Origin of the sequence: Cyanobium sp. BA5m-10 (genome assembly GCF_024346255.1) — a bacterium.
GTDB lineage: Bacteria > Cyanobacteriota > Cyanobacteriia > PCC-6307 > Cyanobiaceae > Cyanobium_A > Cyanobium_A usitatum.
In genome coordinates this window covers 40,167-56,521 of sequence record NZ_JAGQCP010000003.1, presented here as the reverse complement: position 1 = coordinate 56,521, position 16,355 = coordinate 40,167, and the positions used below count along the sequence as shown (strand labels likewise).

General features: G+C 60.7%; 17 protein-coding genes. 5 read left to right on the top strand and 12 right to left on the bottom strand.

Features of this window, described 5'->3' with window-relative positions; all coding sequences use genetic code 11:
* Positions 1–186: 186 nt before the first annotated feature.
* Positions 187–2,352 carry a glycine--tRNA ligase subunit beta gene (gene glyS / locus KBY85_RS02350; RefSeq protein WP_254959957.1) on the bottom strand — a complete coding sequence of 722 codons (2,166 nt, stop codon included), beginning with the start codon at positions 2,350–2,352 and terminating at the stop codon, positions 187–189.
* Between the two features lie 82 nt (positions 2,353–2,434).
* Here glyS and sir point away from each other — a divergent pair, with 82 nt between their 5' ends.
* Positions 2,435–4,171 (top strand): sulfite reductase, ferredoxin dependent, encoded by a 1,737-nt coding sequence (sir, locus tag KBY85_RS02345; protein ID WP_254959956.1) that lies wholly within the window; start codon positions 2,435–2,437, stop codon positions 4,169–4,171.
* Positions 4,147–4,515: a hypothetical protein gene (locus KBY85_RS02340; protein ID WP_254959955.1), complete on the top strand. Its 369-nt coding sequence runs from the start codon at positions 4,147–4,149 to the stop codon at positions 4,513–4,515. Before sir ends, KBY85_RS02340 begins: the two co-directional genes overlap by 25 nt.
* Here KBY85_RS02340 and KBY85_RS02335 read toward each other — a convergent pair.
* On the bottom strand, positions 4,473–5,195 hold the full coding sequence (locus tag KBY85_RS02335) for a M15 family metallopeptidase (RefSeq protein WP_254959954.1): 723 nt from the start codon (positions 5,193–5,195) through the stop codon (positions 4,473–4,475). The genes KBY85_RS02340 and KBY85_RS02335 overlap by 43 nt on opposite strands.
* Before the next feature lie 118 nt (positions 5,196–5,313).
* Here KBY85_RS02335 and KBY85_RS15935 point away from each other — a divergent pair, with 118 nt between their 5' ends.
* The 3 genes from KBY85_RS15935 to KBY85_RS15925 all read left to right on the top strand — a co-directional run bounded on the left by KBY85_RS15935 (position 5,314) and on the right by KBY85_RS15925 (position 6,327).
* The gene (locus tag KBY85_RS15935) at positions 5,314–5,499 is read left to right on the top strand and encodes a sigma-70 factor domain-containing protein (RefSeq protein WP_254992923.1); all 186 of its coding nucleotides are present in this window, start codon (positions 5,314–5,316) and stop codon (positions 5,497–5,499) included.
* A gap of 107 nt (positions 5,500–5,606) precedes the next feature.
* Entirely contained in the window at positions 5,607–5,753 is a 147-nt protein-coding gene (locus KBY85_RS15930; RefSeq protein ID WP_315859960.1) for a sigma factor, read from the top strand.
* The gene (locus tag KBY85_RS15925; protein ID WP_315859959.1) at positions 5,701–6,327 is read left to right on the top strand and encodes a sigma-70 family RNA polymerase sigma factor; all 627 of its coding nucleotides are present in this window, start codon (positions 5,701–5,703) and stop codon (positions 6,325–6,327) included. Before KBY85_RS15930 ends, KBY85_RS15925 begins: the two co-directional genes overlap by 53 nt.
* Positions 6,328–6,365: 38 nt before the next feature.
* On the opposite strand, the gene recG is transcribed toward KBY85_RS15925, so the two are convergent.
* From recG to KBY85_RS02280, 10 genes are all read right to left on the bottom strand, one after another.
* Complete coding sequence (gene recG / locus KBY85_RS02325) at positions 6,366–8,876, bottom strand: ATP-dependent DNA helicase RecG (protein WP_254959953.1); 2,511 nt, start codon at positions 8,874–8,876, stop codon at positions 6,366–6,368.
* Positions 8,825–9,955 (bottom strand): hypothetical protein, encoded by a 1,131-nt coding sequence (locus KBY85_RS02320; protein ID WP_254959952.1) that lies wholly within the window; start codon positions 9,953–9,955, stop codon positions 8,825–8,827. Before KBY85_RS02320 ends, recG begins: the two co-directional genes overlap by 52 nt.
* Entirely contained in the window at positions 9,955–10,626 is a 672-nt protein-coding gene (tsf, locus tag KBY85_RS02315; RefSeq protein ID WP_254959951.1) for a translation elongation factor Ts, read from the bottom strand. The genes KBY85_RS02320 and tsf overlap by 1 nt, the downstream gene beginning before the upstream one ends.
* A 54-nt stretch (positions 10,627–10,680) precedes the next feature.
* Positions 10,681–11,394: a 30S ribosomal protein S2 gene (rpsB, locus tag KBY85_RS02310; protein ID WP_254959950.1), complete on the bottom strand. Its 714-nt coding sequence runs from the start codon at positions 11,392–11,394 to the stop codon at positions 10,681–10,683.
* 142 nt (positions 11,395–11,536) lie between these two features.
* On the bottom strand, positions 11,537–12,490 hold the full coding sequence (locus KBY85_RS02305; protein ID WP_254959949.1) for a glycosyltransferase family 2 protein: 954 nt from the start codon (positions 12,488–12,490) through the stop codon (positions 11,537–11,539).
* 76 nt (positions 12,491–12,566) lie between these two features.
* The gene (locus tag KBY85_RS02300) at positions 12,567–12,722 is read right to left on the bottom strand and encodes a hypothetical protein (protein WP_254959948.1); all 156 of its coding nucleotides are present in this window, start codon (positions 12,720–12,722) and stop codon (positions 12,567–12,569) included.
* A 35-nt stretch (positions 12,723–12,757) separates the two neighbouring features.
* Entirely contained in the window at positions 12,758–13,450 is a 693-nt protein-coding gene (locus KBY85_RS02295) for a DevA family ABC transporter ATP-binding protein (protein WP_254959947.1), read from the bottom strand.
* A complete protein-coding gene (gene devC, locus KBY85_RS02290) occupies positions 13,450–14,622 on the bottom strand; it encodes an ABC transporter permease DevC (RefSeq protein ID WP_254959946.1) in 1,173 nt (390 codons plus the stop codon). Before devC ends, KBY85_RS02295 begins: the two co-directional genes overlap by 1 nt.
* Positions 14,622–15,557: an HlyD family efflux transporter periplasmic adaptor subunit gene (locus KBY85_RS02285; RefSeq protein ID WP_254959945.1), complete on the bottom strand. Its 936-nt coding sequence runs from the start codon at positions 15,555–15,557 to the stop codon at positions 14,622–14,624. Before KBY85_RS02285 ends, devC begins: the two co-directional genes overlap by 1 nt.
* On the bottom strand, positions 15,554–16,333 hold the full coding sequence (locus tag KBY85_RS02280) for a phycocyanobilin:ferredoxin oxidoreductase (protein WP_396121803.1): 780 nt from the start codon (positions 16,331–16,333) through the stop codon (positions 15,554–15,556). Before KBY85_RS02280 ends, KBY85_RS02285 begins: the two co-directional genes overlap by 4 nt.
* Positions 16,334–16,355 lie beyond the last annotated feature (22 nt).

Here is a 16,355-nt window from a genome sequence, read left to right as displayed (position 1 = left end):
AGGCGAAAGGCCTCGAGCTGAAAATCTCGGCGGCGGGGGGAAATCGCCGGCGGGGCCTGTGGTGAAGGTGTCTGTTGCAATTGGGCCTGTGGCGATTGGGCCTGTTGCGAAGGAAGTAAACTCACTAATTACCCTCAATTTGGACAGGCATTTTGTTCAATAACATGCCAACACTCTACGGGAATCTCATCCCATGATGCGACTGAAGTCAGCCAATACGGCAGCTTGATTGCGCAGCACCCCCAGCAAATGGAGACGGTTTTTGCGTACCGCTCCATCTTCGGCCATCACCATCACGCTCTGCTCGCCATCAAAGAAGGCCGCCAGGGCTGGGGCGCCAGCCGAAAGTCCGCTAGCCAGGTTGCGGTAGCGATCGTTGGCGCTACTGGTGGCGAAGGGCTCAAGCTTGTTGAGCACCGCCAACATGGCTGCCTCACTGCTTTTTTCAAATAGGCCAGGATCGACTACTGCCACGGCACTGAGGTCGCTGTACGGCAGATCGGCCTGGTTTGCGAGCCGCGCAGCACGGGTAACTACCGCCTGCACCGCTGCCAACTGACCCGAGCTGCGCAGCTCCATAAGCAGTTCAACACGTTGGCGTGCATCCTCTGGATCGGAAAGCACCCGTCCTTGATCTCCCGTTTGCCCAGACACCGCTTGTACTAGGTCGATATCCATCCCACCTTCCTCAAGCAGGCTCACCAGTCGCTGGCGCAGAAAGTCGGCGAGCTCAGTGGTTAATCCCTCCGCATCAATGGTGTAGTGGGGCAGCAGCTCAGCCCAGTGCTGACATGAGCGCTGCAACAGGGCGAGCAGATCCAGGCGCCAGCCCTTCTTCCACAAAATCTGCAGCAGGCCTTGGCCTGCACGGCGTAGGGCGTAGGGATCGGAGGAGCCGCTAGGACGTTCGCCCTTGGCGTAAATGCTTAAGAGCAACTCCAGGCGCTCAGCCAAGGCGACAACAGCTCCCGCATCGGAGCTTGGTAGGGCGTCGCCCGCACCACGCGGTAAGTAGTGCTCCAGCACAGCTAGGCCTACCTGATAGGGCTCTCCCTCTGCCACCAGGTATTTGCCCCCCATTGCCCCCTGCAGCTCTGGGAATTCACCCACCATCTGGCTGACAAGGTCGTGTTTGCACAGATGGGCCGCCCGACGGGCATGGCTGCCACAACTAGAGGAGAGCTCGAGCTGCTCAAGTAGGACGTCGGTGCACCATTCGAGCCGCTCAGTGCGATCTAGCAGGGAGCCCAAGCCCTCAGCGAAGGTGACACGCCCTAGCTGAGACCTACGATCAATACTGGCGATATTGCGGTCAGCCCGTACAAAGAATTCAGCGTCGGCCAGACGAGCCTTCAGCACCCGCTCGTTGCCACGCGCCACGTTGGCAGCGGCTTCGGGCAGGGCGTTGCTGACGCACAAAAAGCGTGGCAGCAGGCTGGCTCGAGCATCAAGGGCCAGGGGATCAAGGTTATGGCCCTTTGAATACAGAGGTACATAGCGTTGGTGCGAGCGCATCACGGTGCTGAGCACCTCGGCTGGCAGGCCTAGGTAGTGGTCATCGAATTGACCCTCCAGCAAGCTGGGCGATTCGACCAGGTCGATTAGTTCCTGGAAGAGCGCCTCGGGCAGATCGGCATCGGCGTTGTGGGTTGAGGCTGCAGCCTCAACAGCGCTGCGGATCAGAGCTCCACGGCGATCGCGATCAACCTCCACCCCGGCTGCGGCCAGCAAATTGGTATGGGCCTCGGCGCTAAGAATGGTGACACTGGCCTTATGCAGGCGGTGGCCCCGGCTCTCCCGGCCCGCCCTCACTACCGGATCACTCCCCATGAGGCTTACGGGCACAAGCTCGGCATCGAGTAGAGCCACAAGCCACCGCACTGGCCTGGAGAAGCGACTCTCCCCCTCCCCCCAGCGCATGAAGCGGCGTCCCTGCAGGGCCTCAATCCAGAGGGGTACTTGGGTTGCCAGCACATCGGTGGTGGACTGCCCTGGTTCGAGGCAGCTGGCAAATAAAAAGGGCCCTTTAGGCGTGTCACGAATTTCCAGGGCCTCTGGAGCGACGCCACAGCGTTTCGCAAAGCCAAGGGCTGCTGCAGTTGGTTGGCCATCCTTGAGTGCCTGGGCCTGGGGAGGGCCCTTGCGCTCCTCCTCCAGGTCTGGCTGGCGATGCGGCAGCCCAGTCACGCTGACCACCAAACGGCGGGGCGTACTTGTGCAGTAGATGCCGGCGTGACTAAGCCTCAGGGTGGCGAGATCGCGGCGCACTAGCTGCTCCAGCTGGGGCAGGGCTAGCCGCGCAAAATCGGCCGGAAGTTCCTCAGTGCCGATTTCGAGCAAAAAAGTCGACACGGCGTCAGGGCAACACAAGACAACTGTATTGAACGCCGTTCGCTAGCTTCACTGATGTGCCGAGCGTTGTGCAAAGGACCTGATGCCCGAAGTCAAGCCGGCCGCCTCCAAATTTGAGCAGCTCAAGGACAGCAGTGGCCATCTGAAAGAGCCATTGCTGACGGAGCTCGGCAACGACTCCGCCAATTTCACGGAAGGTGCTGTCCAGATCCTGAAGTTTCACGGCAGTTACCAGCAGGACGACCGCGAAAACCGACGCAAGGGCGCGGAGAAGGATTGGCAGATGATGCTCCGGCTGCGCAATCCCGGTGGCCGAGTACCTGGGACTCTCTTTCTGGCGATAGACGAGCTTGCAGACCGGCTGGGCAATGGCAGCTTGCGGGTCACCACTCGCCAGGCATTTCAAATGCATGGTGTCCGAAAGGAGAACCTCAAAGAGGTAATTGGCACGATCGTGCGCGAGCTGGGCTCGACCCTGGCTGCCTGTGGCGATATCAACCGCAATGTGATGGCCCCGGCAGCACCCTTTGAAAAGGGGGCTTACCCGGCAGCCCGCAAGCTTGCCGACGACATCGCTGATTTGCTCGCCCCCCAGGCGGCTGAGGGTTCCTACCTCGACCTCTGGGTTGATGGTGAGCTCAGCTACAGGATCAAGCCCAGTCCGGCGGTAGCCAAAATCAAGGCACTGCAGCAGGAGGGTGCTGTCTTCAGCGGTGATGCGGCCGAACCGCTCTATGGCGGCACCTACTTGCCAAGAAAATTCAAGGTTGCGGTCACCGTTCCCGGCGACAACTCGGTGGACCTGCTGACCCAGGACATCGGCTTGGTGCTGTTCTGTGACCCCCAAGGCAGCCCCCTCGGCTGCAACGTTTACGTAGGTGGTGGCATGGGCCGCACCCACAACAAGGAGGAGACCTTCGCTCGTACAGCGGACCGCCTCGGCTATGTGGCCTATGGGCACGTGCTTGAACTGCTGCAGGCGATCGTGGCCCTCCAGCGGGACCACGGCGACCGGGAGCAACGGCGTCATGCCCGGATGAAGTATTTGATCCACGACCGCGGTGTCGACTGGTTTCGTCAGGAGCTGCAGGAGCGCTATTTCGCCCACCCGATCAAGGCGATGCGGCTAGAGCCAAAAACCAAACTCGAGGATTACCTCGGCTGGCATCGCCAGAGCCGTGGCCTCTGGTTTGTGGGCCTGCCGGTGCTGTGCGGACGCCTTTCCGGTGAGTTCAAGAGTGGTTTACGTCGACTGGTCGACACCTACAAGCTGGAGGTGCGACTCACCCCCAACCAGGATCTGCTGCTCTGCAACATCGGCACCTCCCAGCGCTCCACCATCCGTGCTGCCTTGGCAGAGCTTGGTATGGATGCGCCGGAAGCACCTGCACCGCTGCAGCGCCACGCACTGGCCTGTCCGGCCCTGCCCCTATGTGGTCTCGCTGTTACGGAAGCTGAGCGCATCCTGCCAAGCGTGCTGGACCGACTGGAAGCCCAGCTCAAGCGCCTTGAGATTTCCCGCTCGGTGCTAGTTCGCATAACCGGCTGCCCCAATGGCTGCGCCCGTCCCTACATGGCTGAGATCGGCCTGGTTGGCAGTGGGGTCGACCAATATCAGTTGTGGCTCGGGGGCACCCCCAACCTCAGCCGATTAGCGGAGCCCTACCTAGAGAAAATGCCGCTGGATGATCTAGAAGTAACTCTCGAACCGCTGCTGAAGGCTTGGCAGAGTGCCGGCGGCCGCCGCAGCTTTGGCGATTTTGTGGTCAACAGTGGCCGTGACACCGTGCAGCAATGGCTAGAACCAGCGGCTGGATGAGCTGGGCCCGCTTTGCCCTGTTCCTCTCATTCACATTGCAGGTGTCCTTGATAAGGGCTCCCCTCTTGGCTCAGGGCCGGCAACAGTCACCACCACCTGCCTCACGCCAAACGCTCTACGACCCCGATCTGAGCACTTGCGATTCGGAGCGGATTCGAACCGCCTTTCAGCAGCAACTGCAGCCCTTTGCTGACCAGGGTGATGCCGTGCTGGCACCCCTACGCCAGATTCAGCTAGAGATGTCAGCCAAAACCCTCAGCCGCTGCGTAGGCCGCCAGTTGCTGAGCCCGGAACAGGCCGCTCAGCTGAGCCGGGAACTGGCCGAATCACCTACTCGTCCATAAAAAGCCTCCCTGGCGCCGCTACGCCAGGCCCACAGCTGATCCCCCCAGCTGAAGTGCCACCACTCGTTGGGGTGCTGCTCAAATCCTGCCCCAGCCATCACCCTGCCCAGCAACTGGCGCCGCTGATGCCAGGTAGCGGCAGGGCTGCTGGAATCAGCCAAGGCGGCAGCTTGATGAAATAAGGGTTCGGAAACCCTGCCAATTGCATCGATCTCTCCCCCCATCGCCAGGGCCTGGCCGCCAGCATCAGCAAGGGTGAGATCCACGGCGGCTCCGGTGCTGTGGGGTGGTGGGGTGGCCGGATCATCGCTGGGAGGGGCCCAGAAGCGGCCCACGGCAGCCTCTGCCCGATCTCGCTCTGGGGAGGGATGGTCGGGGTTGCTGCCGATTCGGCCACACTCGGCCACTAGGGAGTGGCGCACCATGAAGCGCTGCACGGCCACGGGCCTCCAGGCATCAAAAATCGCCAAGCTCCAGCCAGGCTGCTCCTTCTGCAGCTCCTGCTGGGCTTGCAGCAGCCGGGTGACCACCCCCTGGCGCAGCCGAAATGGAGATGCATCAGGCCCATAGGGCGCTCCCAGGGCCGCGTAGGGATGGGGTTCGAGCCGCAGCAAGGCCGTTGGGATTTTCTGCAGCGGCTCATCAACCTCAGTAATCGGAATGGAATTCCAGGGGCGCAAAGGAGCTGCCAGTCAGGCTTTGCCATTCAAGCTGGGCAGCAAAGCCAGAGGTGGCCGTCAGATCAGGGTATCCAGCCCTTAAGGTTTCGAAACCCTGACAATCACCCAGGCCTCGGCCATGCCCACTCGCTTCGTTTTGAGCGGCGATCACCCCCTAGATGGCAGCCGTGGCCGAGATTTGTTGCGCTCCTACATGCGCGACATCAGCAGGGTGCCGCTGTTGAGCGCCGAGCAGGAGATCACCCTTGGGCGCAAGGTTCAACAACTGGTCGCACTCGATGAGGTTCGCGAGGAGCTCACCTGAGGGCTGGCGGGGTTGCCCCAAATGACCAAGAGTTTGCTGTTGCTGCCGATCTGGAAATAGATGAGCTTCAAGCCAGGATCCGAGATGGCAGGCAGGCCAAGGAAAGAATGGTGTCGGCGAATCTGCGCTTGGTGGTGTCAATCGCCAAGAACTACACCAACAGCAGCTTTGAGCTTGCAGATCTGAACCAGGAGGGCACGAATGGCCTGGTGCGAGGCGTGGAAAAATTTGATCCTAGTCGTGGAAAAATTTGATCCTAGTCGTGGATATAAGTTTTCTACCTACGCCTACTGGTGGATACGGGAGGGCATCACTCAAGCAATCAAGAACAAGAGCCGCACGATTCGCCTACCAGCACCAATCACGGCCGCCCTCAGCAAACTCAAACGCTGCCAGCGTGAGCTAATCCAGCTATTAGGCCGTCCGCCCAGTCTTCATGAGCTTGCTTCAGCCGCAGGCATGTCTGAACTGGACGTAGAGGAGCTGATGTTTCGAGCCGTGCAGCCGCTCAGCTGCGATTACACCACAGCCGAAGGGGAAGCCATCAATCTGCTTGATAAAGTAGCCTGCGATGGAGTGCAACCTGATCAGCTAGCACTAGAGGATTGTCTCAAGACTAATATCCGTAGGTTGCTGGATCAGCTGCCTGAACAGGAGGTCCAACTACTTAGGATGCTTTACGTCATCGACCAGGAGACGGCTTTGAGTTTGTCAGCGGTTGCCCGTGAACTTGGCATCAGCCGTGATACTTCCCGTGGACTAGAGCGTCGAGCTGTTGCTTCTATGCGCGATTTATCAGGGCAGGTTTCCGACTACCTATCCGCCTAGTAAGGCAGCACGCCACCTCATGTTTGGGGTTTTTGTAGTTAGTTAAGCCGGGCCGCTTGATCCATCTGGCGGCGTCGCTGCTCAGCTAAAGCATGGGCTAACCCCTGATGCTGCTGTAATTCCGGATCAGCAGTTGTGATCATGCGGGCTACGTCCCGGGCTTCTTCGAGCACAGTTCCATCCTCGGTGAGACTCGCTAGGGCCAAATCAGGCAGGCCGCTCTGGCGTGTACCCAGCACTTGGCCTGGCCCCCGCAGACGCAGATCCATCTCGGCTATTTCAAAGCCATCGCTGGTGCGCACCAGCACCTCCAGCCGCTGGCGGGCCAGCACGTTGCTGCTGTCGTTGATCAACAGGCAGTAGGAGGCGGCAGCTCCCCGCCCCACTCGACCCCGCAGCTGGTGCAACTGGGCAAGGCCGAAGCGTTCAGCATGTTCAATCACCATCACGCTGGCCTCCGGCACATCAACGCCCACCTCTACGACCGTGGTGCTTACAAGCACCTGGGTTTGTCCGCTGGCGAAGGCGCCGATGGCAGCCTGCTTCTCAGCGCTGCTTAGCCGGCCATGCAATAGCCCCACCGCTAAATCCGGAAACTCCTCCTCACTTAGCTGGCGGTGCACCTCCACAGCCGAGCGCAGCTCGAGCTTCTCCGACTCCTCCACTAGCGGCAGCACCACATAGGCCCGCTGCCCAAGGGCCACTTGCTCGCGGATCAGCTCATAGCCCCGCTGGCGCTGACTGCCTTTGATCATGCTGGTGCGGATTGGCTGGCGTCCCGGGGGTAATTCATCGATCTGGCTGACATCCAGATCGCCATGAAGAGACAGAGCCAGGGTGCGAGGAATTGGTGTCGCCGTCATCGTCAGCAGATGGGGCTGCAGCCCTTTGGCCAGTAAGCGATTGCGCTGGCGCACCCCGAAGCGGTGCTGTTCATCAACGACAACCAAACCAAGCCGATCGAACTGCACTGGGTCCTCCAGCAGGGCGTGGGTACCCACCAGCAGTTGCAGCTGACCGTTGACTAGATCCTGCAGCAGCTGGCGCCGTCGCGGTGCTGGGGTGGAGCCAGTGAGAAGAGCTGAAGTGACGTGCAACTGGGGCAGCCATTCCGCCAGCTTGCGGTAGTGCTGTTCGGCCAGCACCTCGGTAGGGGCCATCAGGGCCCCCTGGCAGCCCGCCTCGATCGCAGTGAGTAGGGACGCCAGGGCAACAACGGTTTTGCCACTGCCCACATCCCCTTGCACCAAACGGGCCATGGGCTGGGGGCGGGCCAGATCGGCGCGGATCTCAGCCAGAACCCGTTGCTGGGCACCGGTAAGGCCAAAGGGCAGGATGGTTAGAAATTGCTGCACCAGGCCCTCGCCACCAGGGGGCAAGGCCAGGGGTGGAGCAGGTCTCAGGCTCAGTTGGCGGCGCCGTTGGGCCAGGCCCAACTGCAGCAGCAAAAACTCATCAAAAACCAAGCGGCGACGGCTTGCCTGTAGCTGTTCCTGGCCGCTGGGCCCATGGATCTGGGTAAGCGCTTCGGAGCGGCCCATCAGCTTCTGGCTGCGGCGCAGGGCCTCAGGCAGGGGATCTGGCCAGCTACTCACTAAGGGAATCACGGCTTCGACCACCTGGCGCAGCCGGTCTGCACCCAATCCTTCAGTGAGGCCGTAGACAGGCAGGAGCCTGCCGATCGTTTCGGAGCGCACCGGTGACTGGGGCGACTCCAAAACCTCCATCAACGGATCCTGAAACACCGGCCCATAGGGGGTTTCCTTGACCAGACCACTGACCGCGACGGTGGCTCCAACTGGAAACAGGCGTTGCTGGGATTGCAGCCATCCAGGACTGGAAAAGCGCTGCCCGGCAAAAAAGCGAGTCACCTTGATCCGCCCAGTGCAATCGACTAGGTGAAGTTCGAGAATCGAAAGATTGGGATTGCGCGGGCTGGCAAAGGCATGGCTGCGGCGGACCGTTGCCACAATCGTGGCGGTGGTTCCCGGTTTGAGCCCGTTGATCCGCACGAGATTGGCGTAGTCGAGATAGTCACGCGGGTAGTAGTGCACCAGGTCGCGCACCAGCAGTAAGCCGAGCTGGGCTAAACGGCTAGCGGTCTTGGGTCCAACCCCTCGAACTTCCGAGAGGGGCGTATCGGCGTTGAGGCTGGCTGAATTGGGGGCCTTGCCGGCGACTGTTGAGTTTGATACCAGTCGCAGCCGGGGTGGCGCCACCGCCAGCACTGGCTGCTGGGCCTGGCGTAGGGCATGCAGCCTTTCCCTAGCCGTTCGCACCAGGCTCTGGCGCCTGGCAAGAGGCAACTCGCCATAGGACTGAAAACCAGCTGAAAGATCAAGTAAGCGCTGCAGGGCATCGGCAGGCAGATCCTGCGGCCGCAGTTGCAATTGCTGCACCACAAAGCTGCTGAAGCAGGTTTGACGGCCCTTTAGGTCGATAAATCCCCGGTCGGCCTCCACCTGCAGGGCTTGCTGCAGAGCCCGCAGCCAGGCCTCTAGTCCGGGCAGCTCGGCAGGCTCTGGGCTGGGTTGATGTCCTGCAGCCACAGCTGTTCCGCCTCTAATGCCTGAACCCGCCGCCTGAGACGGCGATAGTGCTGAGCCATTCTGCGCACCTCCTGCCGGTGCTGCTGGATCCGGGTACGACAGGTGTGCAATTTGGGCAGGGAATGCTCAAGGTCAGCAGGCCGAAGCAGCACCGCTATAGCTTCAAGGCGACCGGCTGCAGGCTCCGGGCCGAAGGGCAGGGGCAAGCGCAGCAGATTCGCTGGAGCTTCCAAGCTCTCCAATTGCGCTGTAAGAGCAGCATCAAGCAGGCTGACAGGCAACAAGGTTGTGGTTATCCCCAGCCGCATTAGCTCAACGTTGAGAGCATGGGAGAGATTGCGCAGGCGGCGGCTGAGAGCCTGCTCAAAGCCGCCGATCCAGGCGAGCAGCAGCGCAGGGTCTGAAGGTAGGCGCCCTCCGTCCCATGGCGTAGGAGTCCGGTTGGACGGCTCCACCAACCAATCGCTGAAGGCTTCCGCCATGGCCCGCATCGTCACCTCAAGATCTTGCTGGCCATCTACCTCTTCCAGTTGCTCGTCCGCTTCCTCGATCTCAGCCCTTGGGTTATTGCTATTGGGCTCCGCCAGCCCAACCGGGGGGCGGAGGGTGAAGCTGGAGGGGCTGAGGAAGTCAGCTCCAATGGGAAGGGCCATTCCAAGGTTGATTGATCCCCTTGCTGGAGTCTCCTCAGCCTGGTCATGCTCCTCTGATTCAGAGTCGTCCCCTCCCAGGACCGTCAGCAGCCTGCTGCGTTGGCGGCTGAGTTGCTTGTTGTGTTCGCTGGCTATCTGAGCGGCTAGGTGGGCGGTTTGCTCAACTGTGAGCAAGCTGCTAGCCCGCTGAACCAGGTTGCGGATGCGCCGATGCAGCACCCGGCGCTTGTTGCCATCCAGATCGCTGTAACGATCAGGATGCACTTGGGTCGCAACATGAAAACAAGCCTGTTGAACACTGTTCAACAGGCCGTCTCTGAGCACCTGGAGATAGAGAGCCAAGTGGCGATAGAGCTGGGGGTTGGAGGCCCCCAGCTGGGATTCAAGATCCTCAAGCTGCTGATGGGCAGCCTCCAATGGGGTCACTAGCTTGCTGATAAGGCCGTCTGGCTCATGGCTGCCACTTCGGCCGCGAAATCAGATTTCTCCACCTCAATGCCCTCACCAAGGGTGAAGCGGGTGAAGCGACGCACCTGGATGTTTTCGCCCACCTTGCCGGCCACCTGCTTCACCATCTCCGCCACGGTGACAGCGCTGTCTTTGATGAAAGGCTGATCTAGCAGGGCTAGTTCCTTGAGGCGCTTGCCAATTCGGCCCTCAACGATCTTGACCTTCATCTGCTCTGGTTTGCCCTCGAGATCATCACGACCCATCTCGATGGACTTTTCGCGCTCAGAAATCTCAGCCGGAATCTGATCGGTGCTTACGTACTCCACACCAGGACAGGCAGCGATCTGCATGGCCACATTGCGCAGCAATTCCTGGAAAACGTCGCCACGGGCAACGAAGTCCGTTTCGCAGTTCACCTCAACTAGCACGCCCACACGAGCGCCGGTGTGGATGTAGCTGCCTACTGCACCTTCAGCGGCGGTGCGTCCGGCCTTTTTCTCAGCGGTTGCAATGCCCTTCTGGCGCAGCCATTCAGTGGCTTTGGTGGCATCACCGCCACATTCAGAGAGCGCCTTCTTGCAATCCATCATTCCTGCGCCGGTTTTATCGCGCAGTTCCTTAACCAGCTTTGCCGAAATCTCTGCCATGGGTTGGTATGGGGTAGGGGTTACGAAATGGTGAGAAGATGAGGGGCAAGGGGGTCAGCCCTCGTCGTCACGACCCTGATCTTGAGCTCCGTGGCGGCCTTCGTTGATGGCATCGGCAAGGCGGCCAAGCACCAGCTGCACGGAACGAACGGCGTCGTCGTTGCAGGGGATCGGCACATCGCAGAGGTCGGGATCGCAGTTGGTGTCAAGCATGGACACCAAGGGAATATCAAGCTTGCGAGCTTCGAGCACCGCGTTGGTTTCACGGCGCTGATCCACCAGCACCACTACGTCGGGCAGGCGGCGCATATTCTTCAAACCTCCCAGATACTTCTGCAGGCGCTCGAGTTCACGGCGCAACACGGCAGCTTCCTTCTTAGGACGCATAGCGATGGCTCCCGAACTTTCCATGCGCTCCAAATCCTTGAGCCGATCGATGCGGGCACGCATCGTGGTCCAGTTGGTGAGCATGCCGCCCAGCCAGCGCTGGTTGACATAGGAGGCGCCGCAACGGGTTGCCTCAATCGCAATCACTTCAGAAGCCTGCTTCTTGGTGCCAACAAACAGAAAGCGCTTGCCACTGCGGGCGGCGCTGCGGGTCCACTTATAGGCGTTGTTCATGCAGACGGCGGTCTGCACCAGATCAATGATGTGAACCCCGTTGCGCGCGCAGTAGATGTAGCGCGACATCTTGGGATTCCAACGGCGCGTTTGATGCCCAAAGTGGGCACCCGCCTCCATCATTTCGGAGAGAGTTACAACAGCCATAATTTTGGGTTGGGGTTTCGGGTTTGCCTCCACCTGCCAGGGATCAAGAACTACCCATACGACCAGAAGGGCCGACGGGCATTGCTGCTCGGATCACCCGAAACACGCAGGTGTGCGGTGTGATTTGTACTTAGGCACCCTATCAAATAGGGCTAGGGGCTGGACCTGTCACCTTGAGTGCTTTGGCTTCTGCAAACAGGGCCCGCACTCCCAGGCGGTTGAGCGGCACTCTCAACAGCTCCATGGCCACCCCTGGATGGCCGCGACGGATCAACCAGGCCAGCAGGGGCCGCAGGCTGCGTTCGTTGAGCAGGCCGCCCAGGGTGAGTGTCTCCCAGAGCAGGCGATGCAGCCAAGTGAACTGAATGATCAGCCGCACCCGCCGGGTGGGGTGCTTTTGGTAGAAGACCAATCCCATTTTTGCTCGCTCCCGCTCCACCCGAATCAAATCGGGGATCTGCTCCAAATTCAGGGCCGGATGCCAGTGATAGCCAACGGCCTCCGGGCAGCGCACCAGCCCAACTCCTAGCCGCCTCAGTCTTTCGCCGAGCTCCAGGTCTTCCCAGCCATACAAACGGAAGCGCGTGTCAAACAGGCCGGCCTGCTCAAGCAGCTGCCGATCGATCGCCACGTTGCCGGTGGCGAAATAGGCAAAGGAATGATCCTGAAGCTTGTGTGGTTCGCTGCAGGGATCTTGGAAATTGGCGGTGTTTATGACGGCCCCATAGGTGAAACAGCGGCGGTTGCCGCGCCGCTGCCACTCGTGCTCTAGGGCTGCAGCGTGGCTGCGCAGAAAGCTGGGGGTGACCACCAGGTCGCTGTCGATAAAAACGACCACGTCGCCACGGGCTGCCTCCACACCTCGATTGCGCCCCTGAGCCGGACCACCGTGCTTCTGCTCGATCAGTCGCAGGTGCGGCAGCTGCAGGCTGTGCTGCCGCAGCCAGCTAACGGTGGCATCGGTTGAGCCATCGTCGACCAGCACAACCTCGTAGCCCATGATCGAGGCTGAAGGATCCTGGGCCTCTAGGGCCAGCAGGCACTTCTGCAGGATCGGCAGGCGGTTGTAGGTGGGGATGACGACGCTGAGGAACATCGGGGTCGCCGCGAGGGTCTAAACAGCAAAAAGGGGATCCTTCCGGATCCCCTCAACGATGCATGGGCTGCACTGATCAGTCGGCGGCGCCACCGTTGTTGGCTGTGCCAGTCACACCATTGCCGGCGCCTTCACCGCGACCGTCGTTACGCAGCTTGCGCTTCTTGAATTTGCGCGCGTAGAGGCGATTTCGCTCTTGCTTTTCCTTCTTGAGATTCCTGCGCTTAGCCATGCGAGCGGCGTGTTGGAGAGATGCGAATTTCCACCCTACTCAATTGCGAAGGCGCCCTTGCTCAACTGACCGTCCTCCATCTGCACCAGACGGTCTGCCACATCAAGAATCCGAGGGTCGTGGGTCACCATCAACACACCGCATCCCTGGTCCTTGGCTAGCCCCTTAAGCAGCTCGACCACCTCTCGCCCGGTACGGGAATCGAGAGATGCGGTGGGCTCATCGGCCAGTAGGAGCTGGGGCCTGGCGGCTAGAGCTCGGGCGATCGAGACCCTTTGCTTCTGCCCTCCGGATAGATCGTGGGGCAGCTTGCCGAGATGGTCACTCAATCCTACGGCCCGCAACCACTCCCGAGATCTATCCCTACGGGCTCGATAACTGAGCCCTTGCAGCAGGTCTGCACCCATCTGTACGTTTTGCTCCGCCGTAAGGCACCTGAGCAGGTTGTGGCCCTGAATGATCATGCCGATCCTGCGGCGCAGCTTGAGCCGGGCGCTGCGACTTGCTCCCCTGAGCTCTTCGCCAAACACCTGTACCGAGCCCTCCTGCACCTGCCGTAGAGCTCCAATCAGGGTCAAGAGGGTGGTTTTGCCGCAGCCGGAGGGGCCGGTAAGTAGCACCACCTCACCGGGATCAACGCAAAGGCTGATGTCCTGGAGAACCTGGCGGCGATTGACGCCACTGCCAAATGAATGCTTTAAGCCTTCCAGGCGCACCATCGCTGCCATCAGAAAATCTCCGCGGGGTCGGCATCACCAAGGCGCCGCATTGCCAGGGTTGCCGAGCCCATACACATCACCAAAATCATGATGAAGACTGTCAGTGCCCGGGTCAGATTCATTGACACCGGTAGCTGGGTGGCGTTGCGCACCAGTAGATAGAGGCCCTGGCCGGCTGCGTAGGCAGGCAGATAGCCGAACACTGCCAGGAGCATCCCCTCCCTAGCCACCACTCCAAGCAGGGTGGGGAGCCGGTAGCCCATCGCCATCAAGGTGGCGTATTCCGGCAAATGATCGCTAACGTCCGAATACAAAATCTGGTAAACGATTACGCAGCCCACCACGAAACCCATGGCAGCGCCGAGGGTGAAAATGAAACCGATGGAGGTGCTGGATCTCCAGTAGTTCTGCTCAAAGGCGATAAAACCTGTTTTGGTCAGCACGTTGACGTCATCTGGTAAATCCCGCTTCAGCCTCTCAACTACCTCATCGGCATCGGCCCCAGCTCGCAAGCGGATCAGTCCCACCTCAATGCTGCCTGGAGGAGTATTTGGCAGTAGCTGGAGATAGGTCTCCTGGCTGGTGAGCAGATTGCCATCAGCGCCAAAGGAGGTGCCGAGCCCCACCAGACCGGCCACCCTTACTTTTTTGCCATTGATCTCGCTTTCGACGGTGCGTCCGCCGCGAAACCATTCGGCTACAGGCCCAAACTCTGGCCTGGAGAGCTCGTCAAACAGCACTCGGCCCCGATCCTGCAAAAGCTTTGCCTTAGGCGCGAGGCTGGGGTCGGTGAATAGGGGATCGGCAGGTTCAAAGCCCAGGGTGAGGATTGAGCGGGTTGCCTTGGTGTCTGGGTTGCGCCAAAGCAGCAAATTCCAGTGAACCGGAGTAATCCCCTCCACATCTGGATCTGCCATGGCCTGCACCAGACGGCGGCGGGGAAAGCCGGCCATGCTCACCGAGCTGCTGGAACGGGGGCTAATTAACACCAGGTCGGTGTCAAAGAGGCGGTGAATAGTGACGCTGGCATCAAACAGGCCGTCCCTGAAGCCCAGCTGCATAAACATCAAGATGCCGGCGAAGGCGATGCCAGCCAGGGCGACAGCCAGGCGCACGGGCTGGCGAGTCAACAGTAGCCAGGCAAGGGGAATGCGGCGGCCCTGCCAGATACGGCCAAGCATCAGGGCTGCCCAGGCGCCCTGGTGGCAGCGAGGCGCGCAATCACCTTTAAGCCCGTCAGATCACGCACCCGCTGGCTATCAGCAGGATCTAGGGCCACCCGCACCTCCACAACCCTGGCATCGGCGTCTCCGGTGGGATCAGTTGAAAGCACTGAACGCTGCCGCACCTGGGGACTGATCCGAATCACCTCGCCTGTAAGCGTGCCTTGATAACCGCCGTTTTCGCTGGTCAAAGTGACGCTCTGGCCAAGGCGCACTCGGTCGATGTCACTTTCGTAAACCTCAACCAAGGCCTGCATGCGGTTGCTGGCGCCGAGTTCAAGCACGCCTGTTTCACTAGGGCGCTCTCCAACTCGGGCATGGAGTTTGAGCACGGTGCCTGCCATAGGCGCCCGTAGTTCGGTAAGCAGCAACTCCGCTTTGAGTTTCTCGCGTTCAGCCCATGCCTCGTTGCGATCCCCTTGAAGCTTGAGCAGGTCTGTCTCGCGGTTGTCCAGCTCACCGCTGGGTATGGCTCCGGAACGACTCAGCTGGCGGTAGCGACGGACGTCGCGGGTTTGTACAGCCAATCTGGTGTCAAGGTTGCGAAGGCGAGCCTCGATTAGCCGTTGCTGGGCCACAAGGGTTGGAGCTGTGTCAAAGCGGGCCAGCAGCTGGCCACTGCTCACGCGGTCGCCTTCCTCAACCAACAGCTCGGAGATACGGGGGCTACCGCCGATGCCGCTGATGGGGGCCGCCAGCAAGCGCACATCACCAGCCGGCTCCAGCCGGCCAAGCGCTGCCACCGCCTCCTGATTACGGGGAGTGACGGCAACCACCGGTGCAGTCACAGGGGAAGGTCGCTGCTGGCGGACTAGGGCGACAGCCAAAATCAACACCAGGGCCGCTCCGCCGAGCCACCACAGCCGGTTAACCCCCAACAAGGCGCGCTTCACGGTGCTGGCGGATCGTCGAACAACAACTCCTCGATGTAACGATCGGCCCACTCCGGGTTGAAGGCCTTCTCCAGCACCCGGCGAGTCTTGTCGTTTTGTTTCTGTTGCTTGCAATACCGGAGCTGACCCTGCCATCTGGCGAGCGTAGCTGGATGGGTTGGTGCCTGAGCCTCGCTAGTGGCCATGGCCGACGCCAGCACATCGAGAAAGCCGCTGACCTCGTAGAGAAACCCGGCCTCCTCAGCGTCGCTCGTGGGTCTCACGAAGCGAACGTAGGGCGAAAAGATTGACGCCCAGCCCGGCAGCTCCCGTTCCTGTTCAAAGCTGATGCGGGGCATGGCAGCAAGAGCTTCGGCGATACCAATTGGTAGCTCGCCGCAAACTGGCGAGAGGTCGACGATGGCTGCGGAGACCCCAGCCGGGCCGGCCACGATGTCTGCCCCAAAAACAGGCAGGTTGAAGCGGGGATCCGGGAAGAGTACGCAGTGCAAAATCTGCAATCCCGCTCCAAGGCGAGCGGTTTCCAGGTGCAGCTTGCGCAGTCCTAGGCAGCGACGCAGCTCGTTGCGTATGAATAGCGATTCGCCATCGAGGCTGCCACTGATGGCTTCGAGATCGGGAGAAACCGCAAACGCTTCCAATTCGGGCAGGCCCTGCCAGAACGTACGAATCCGCGCCGCTAGGGCCTCCATCAGGGGATGAATCGCGCCGCTTTCGGCGCCAAAGCCCTCGGGGCCACCGTCGGGACTCTGAGACGAAGCGGGGGCGGAACTCACAACAGGAGGTGCAGCCAGCAGA

Bases quoted from the DNA above. Each gene is read 5' to 3' on its own strand.
- KBY85_RS15935 (WP_254992923.1), top strand. From the start codon at position 5,314: ATGCCCACTCGCTTCGTTTTGAGCGGCGATCACCCCCTAGATGGCAGC.
- tsf (WP_254959951.1), bottom strand. From the start codon at position 10,626: ATGGCAGAGATTTCGGCAAAGCTGGTTAAGGAACTGCGCGATAAAACC.
- KBY85_RS02295 (WP_254959947.1), bottom strand. From the start codon at position 13,450: ATGGCAGCGATGGTGCGCCTGGAAGGCTTAAAGCATTCATTTGGCAGT.
- KBY85_RS15930 (WP_315859960.1), top strand. From the start codon at position 5,607: ATGGTGTCGGCGAATCTGCGCTTGGTGGTGTCAATCGCCAAGAACTAC.
- KBY85_RS02340 (WP_254959955.1), top strand. From the start codon at position 4,147: ATGGCTAGAACCAGCGGCTGGATGAGCTGGGCCCGCTTTGCCCTGTTC.
- KBY85_RS02305 (WP_254959949.1), bottom strand. From the start codon at position 12,490: ATGTTCCTCAGCGTCGTCATCCCCACCTACAACCGCCTGCCGATCCTG.
- rpsB (WP_254959950.1), bottom strand. From the start codon at position 11,394: ATGGCTGTTGTAACTCTCTCCGAAATGATGGAGGCGGGTGCCCACTTT.
- devC (WP_254959946.1), bottom strand. From the start codon at position 14,622: ATGCTTGGCCGTATCTGGCAGGGCCGCCGCATTCCCCTTGCCTGGCTA.
- KBY85_RS15925 (WP_315859959.1), top strand. From the start codon at position 5,701: ATGGCCTGGTGCGAGGCGTGGAAAAATTTGATCCTAGTCGTGGAAAAA.
- KBY85_RS02300 (WP_254959948.1), bottom strand. From the start codon at position 12,722: ATGGCTAAGCGCAGGAATCTCAAGAAGGAAAAGCAAGAGCGAAATCGC.
- sir (WP_254959956.1), top strand. From the start codon at position 2,435: ATGCCCGAAGTCAAGCCGGCCGCCTCCAAATTTGAGCAGCTCAAGGAC.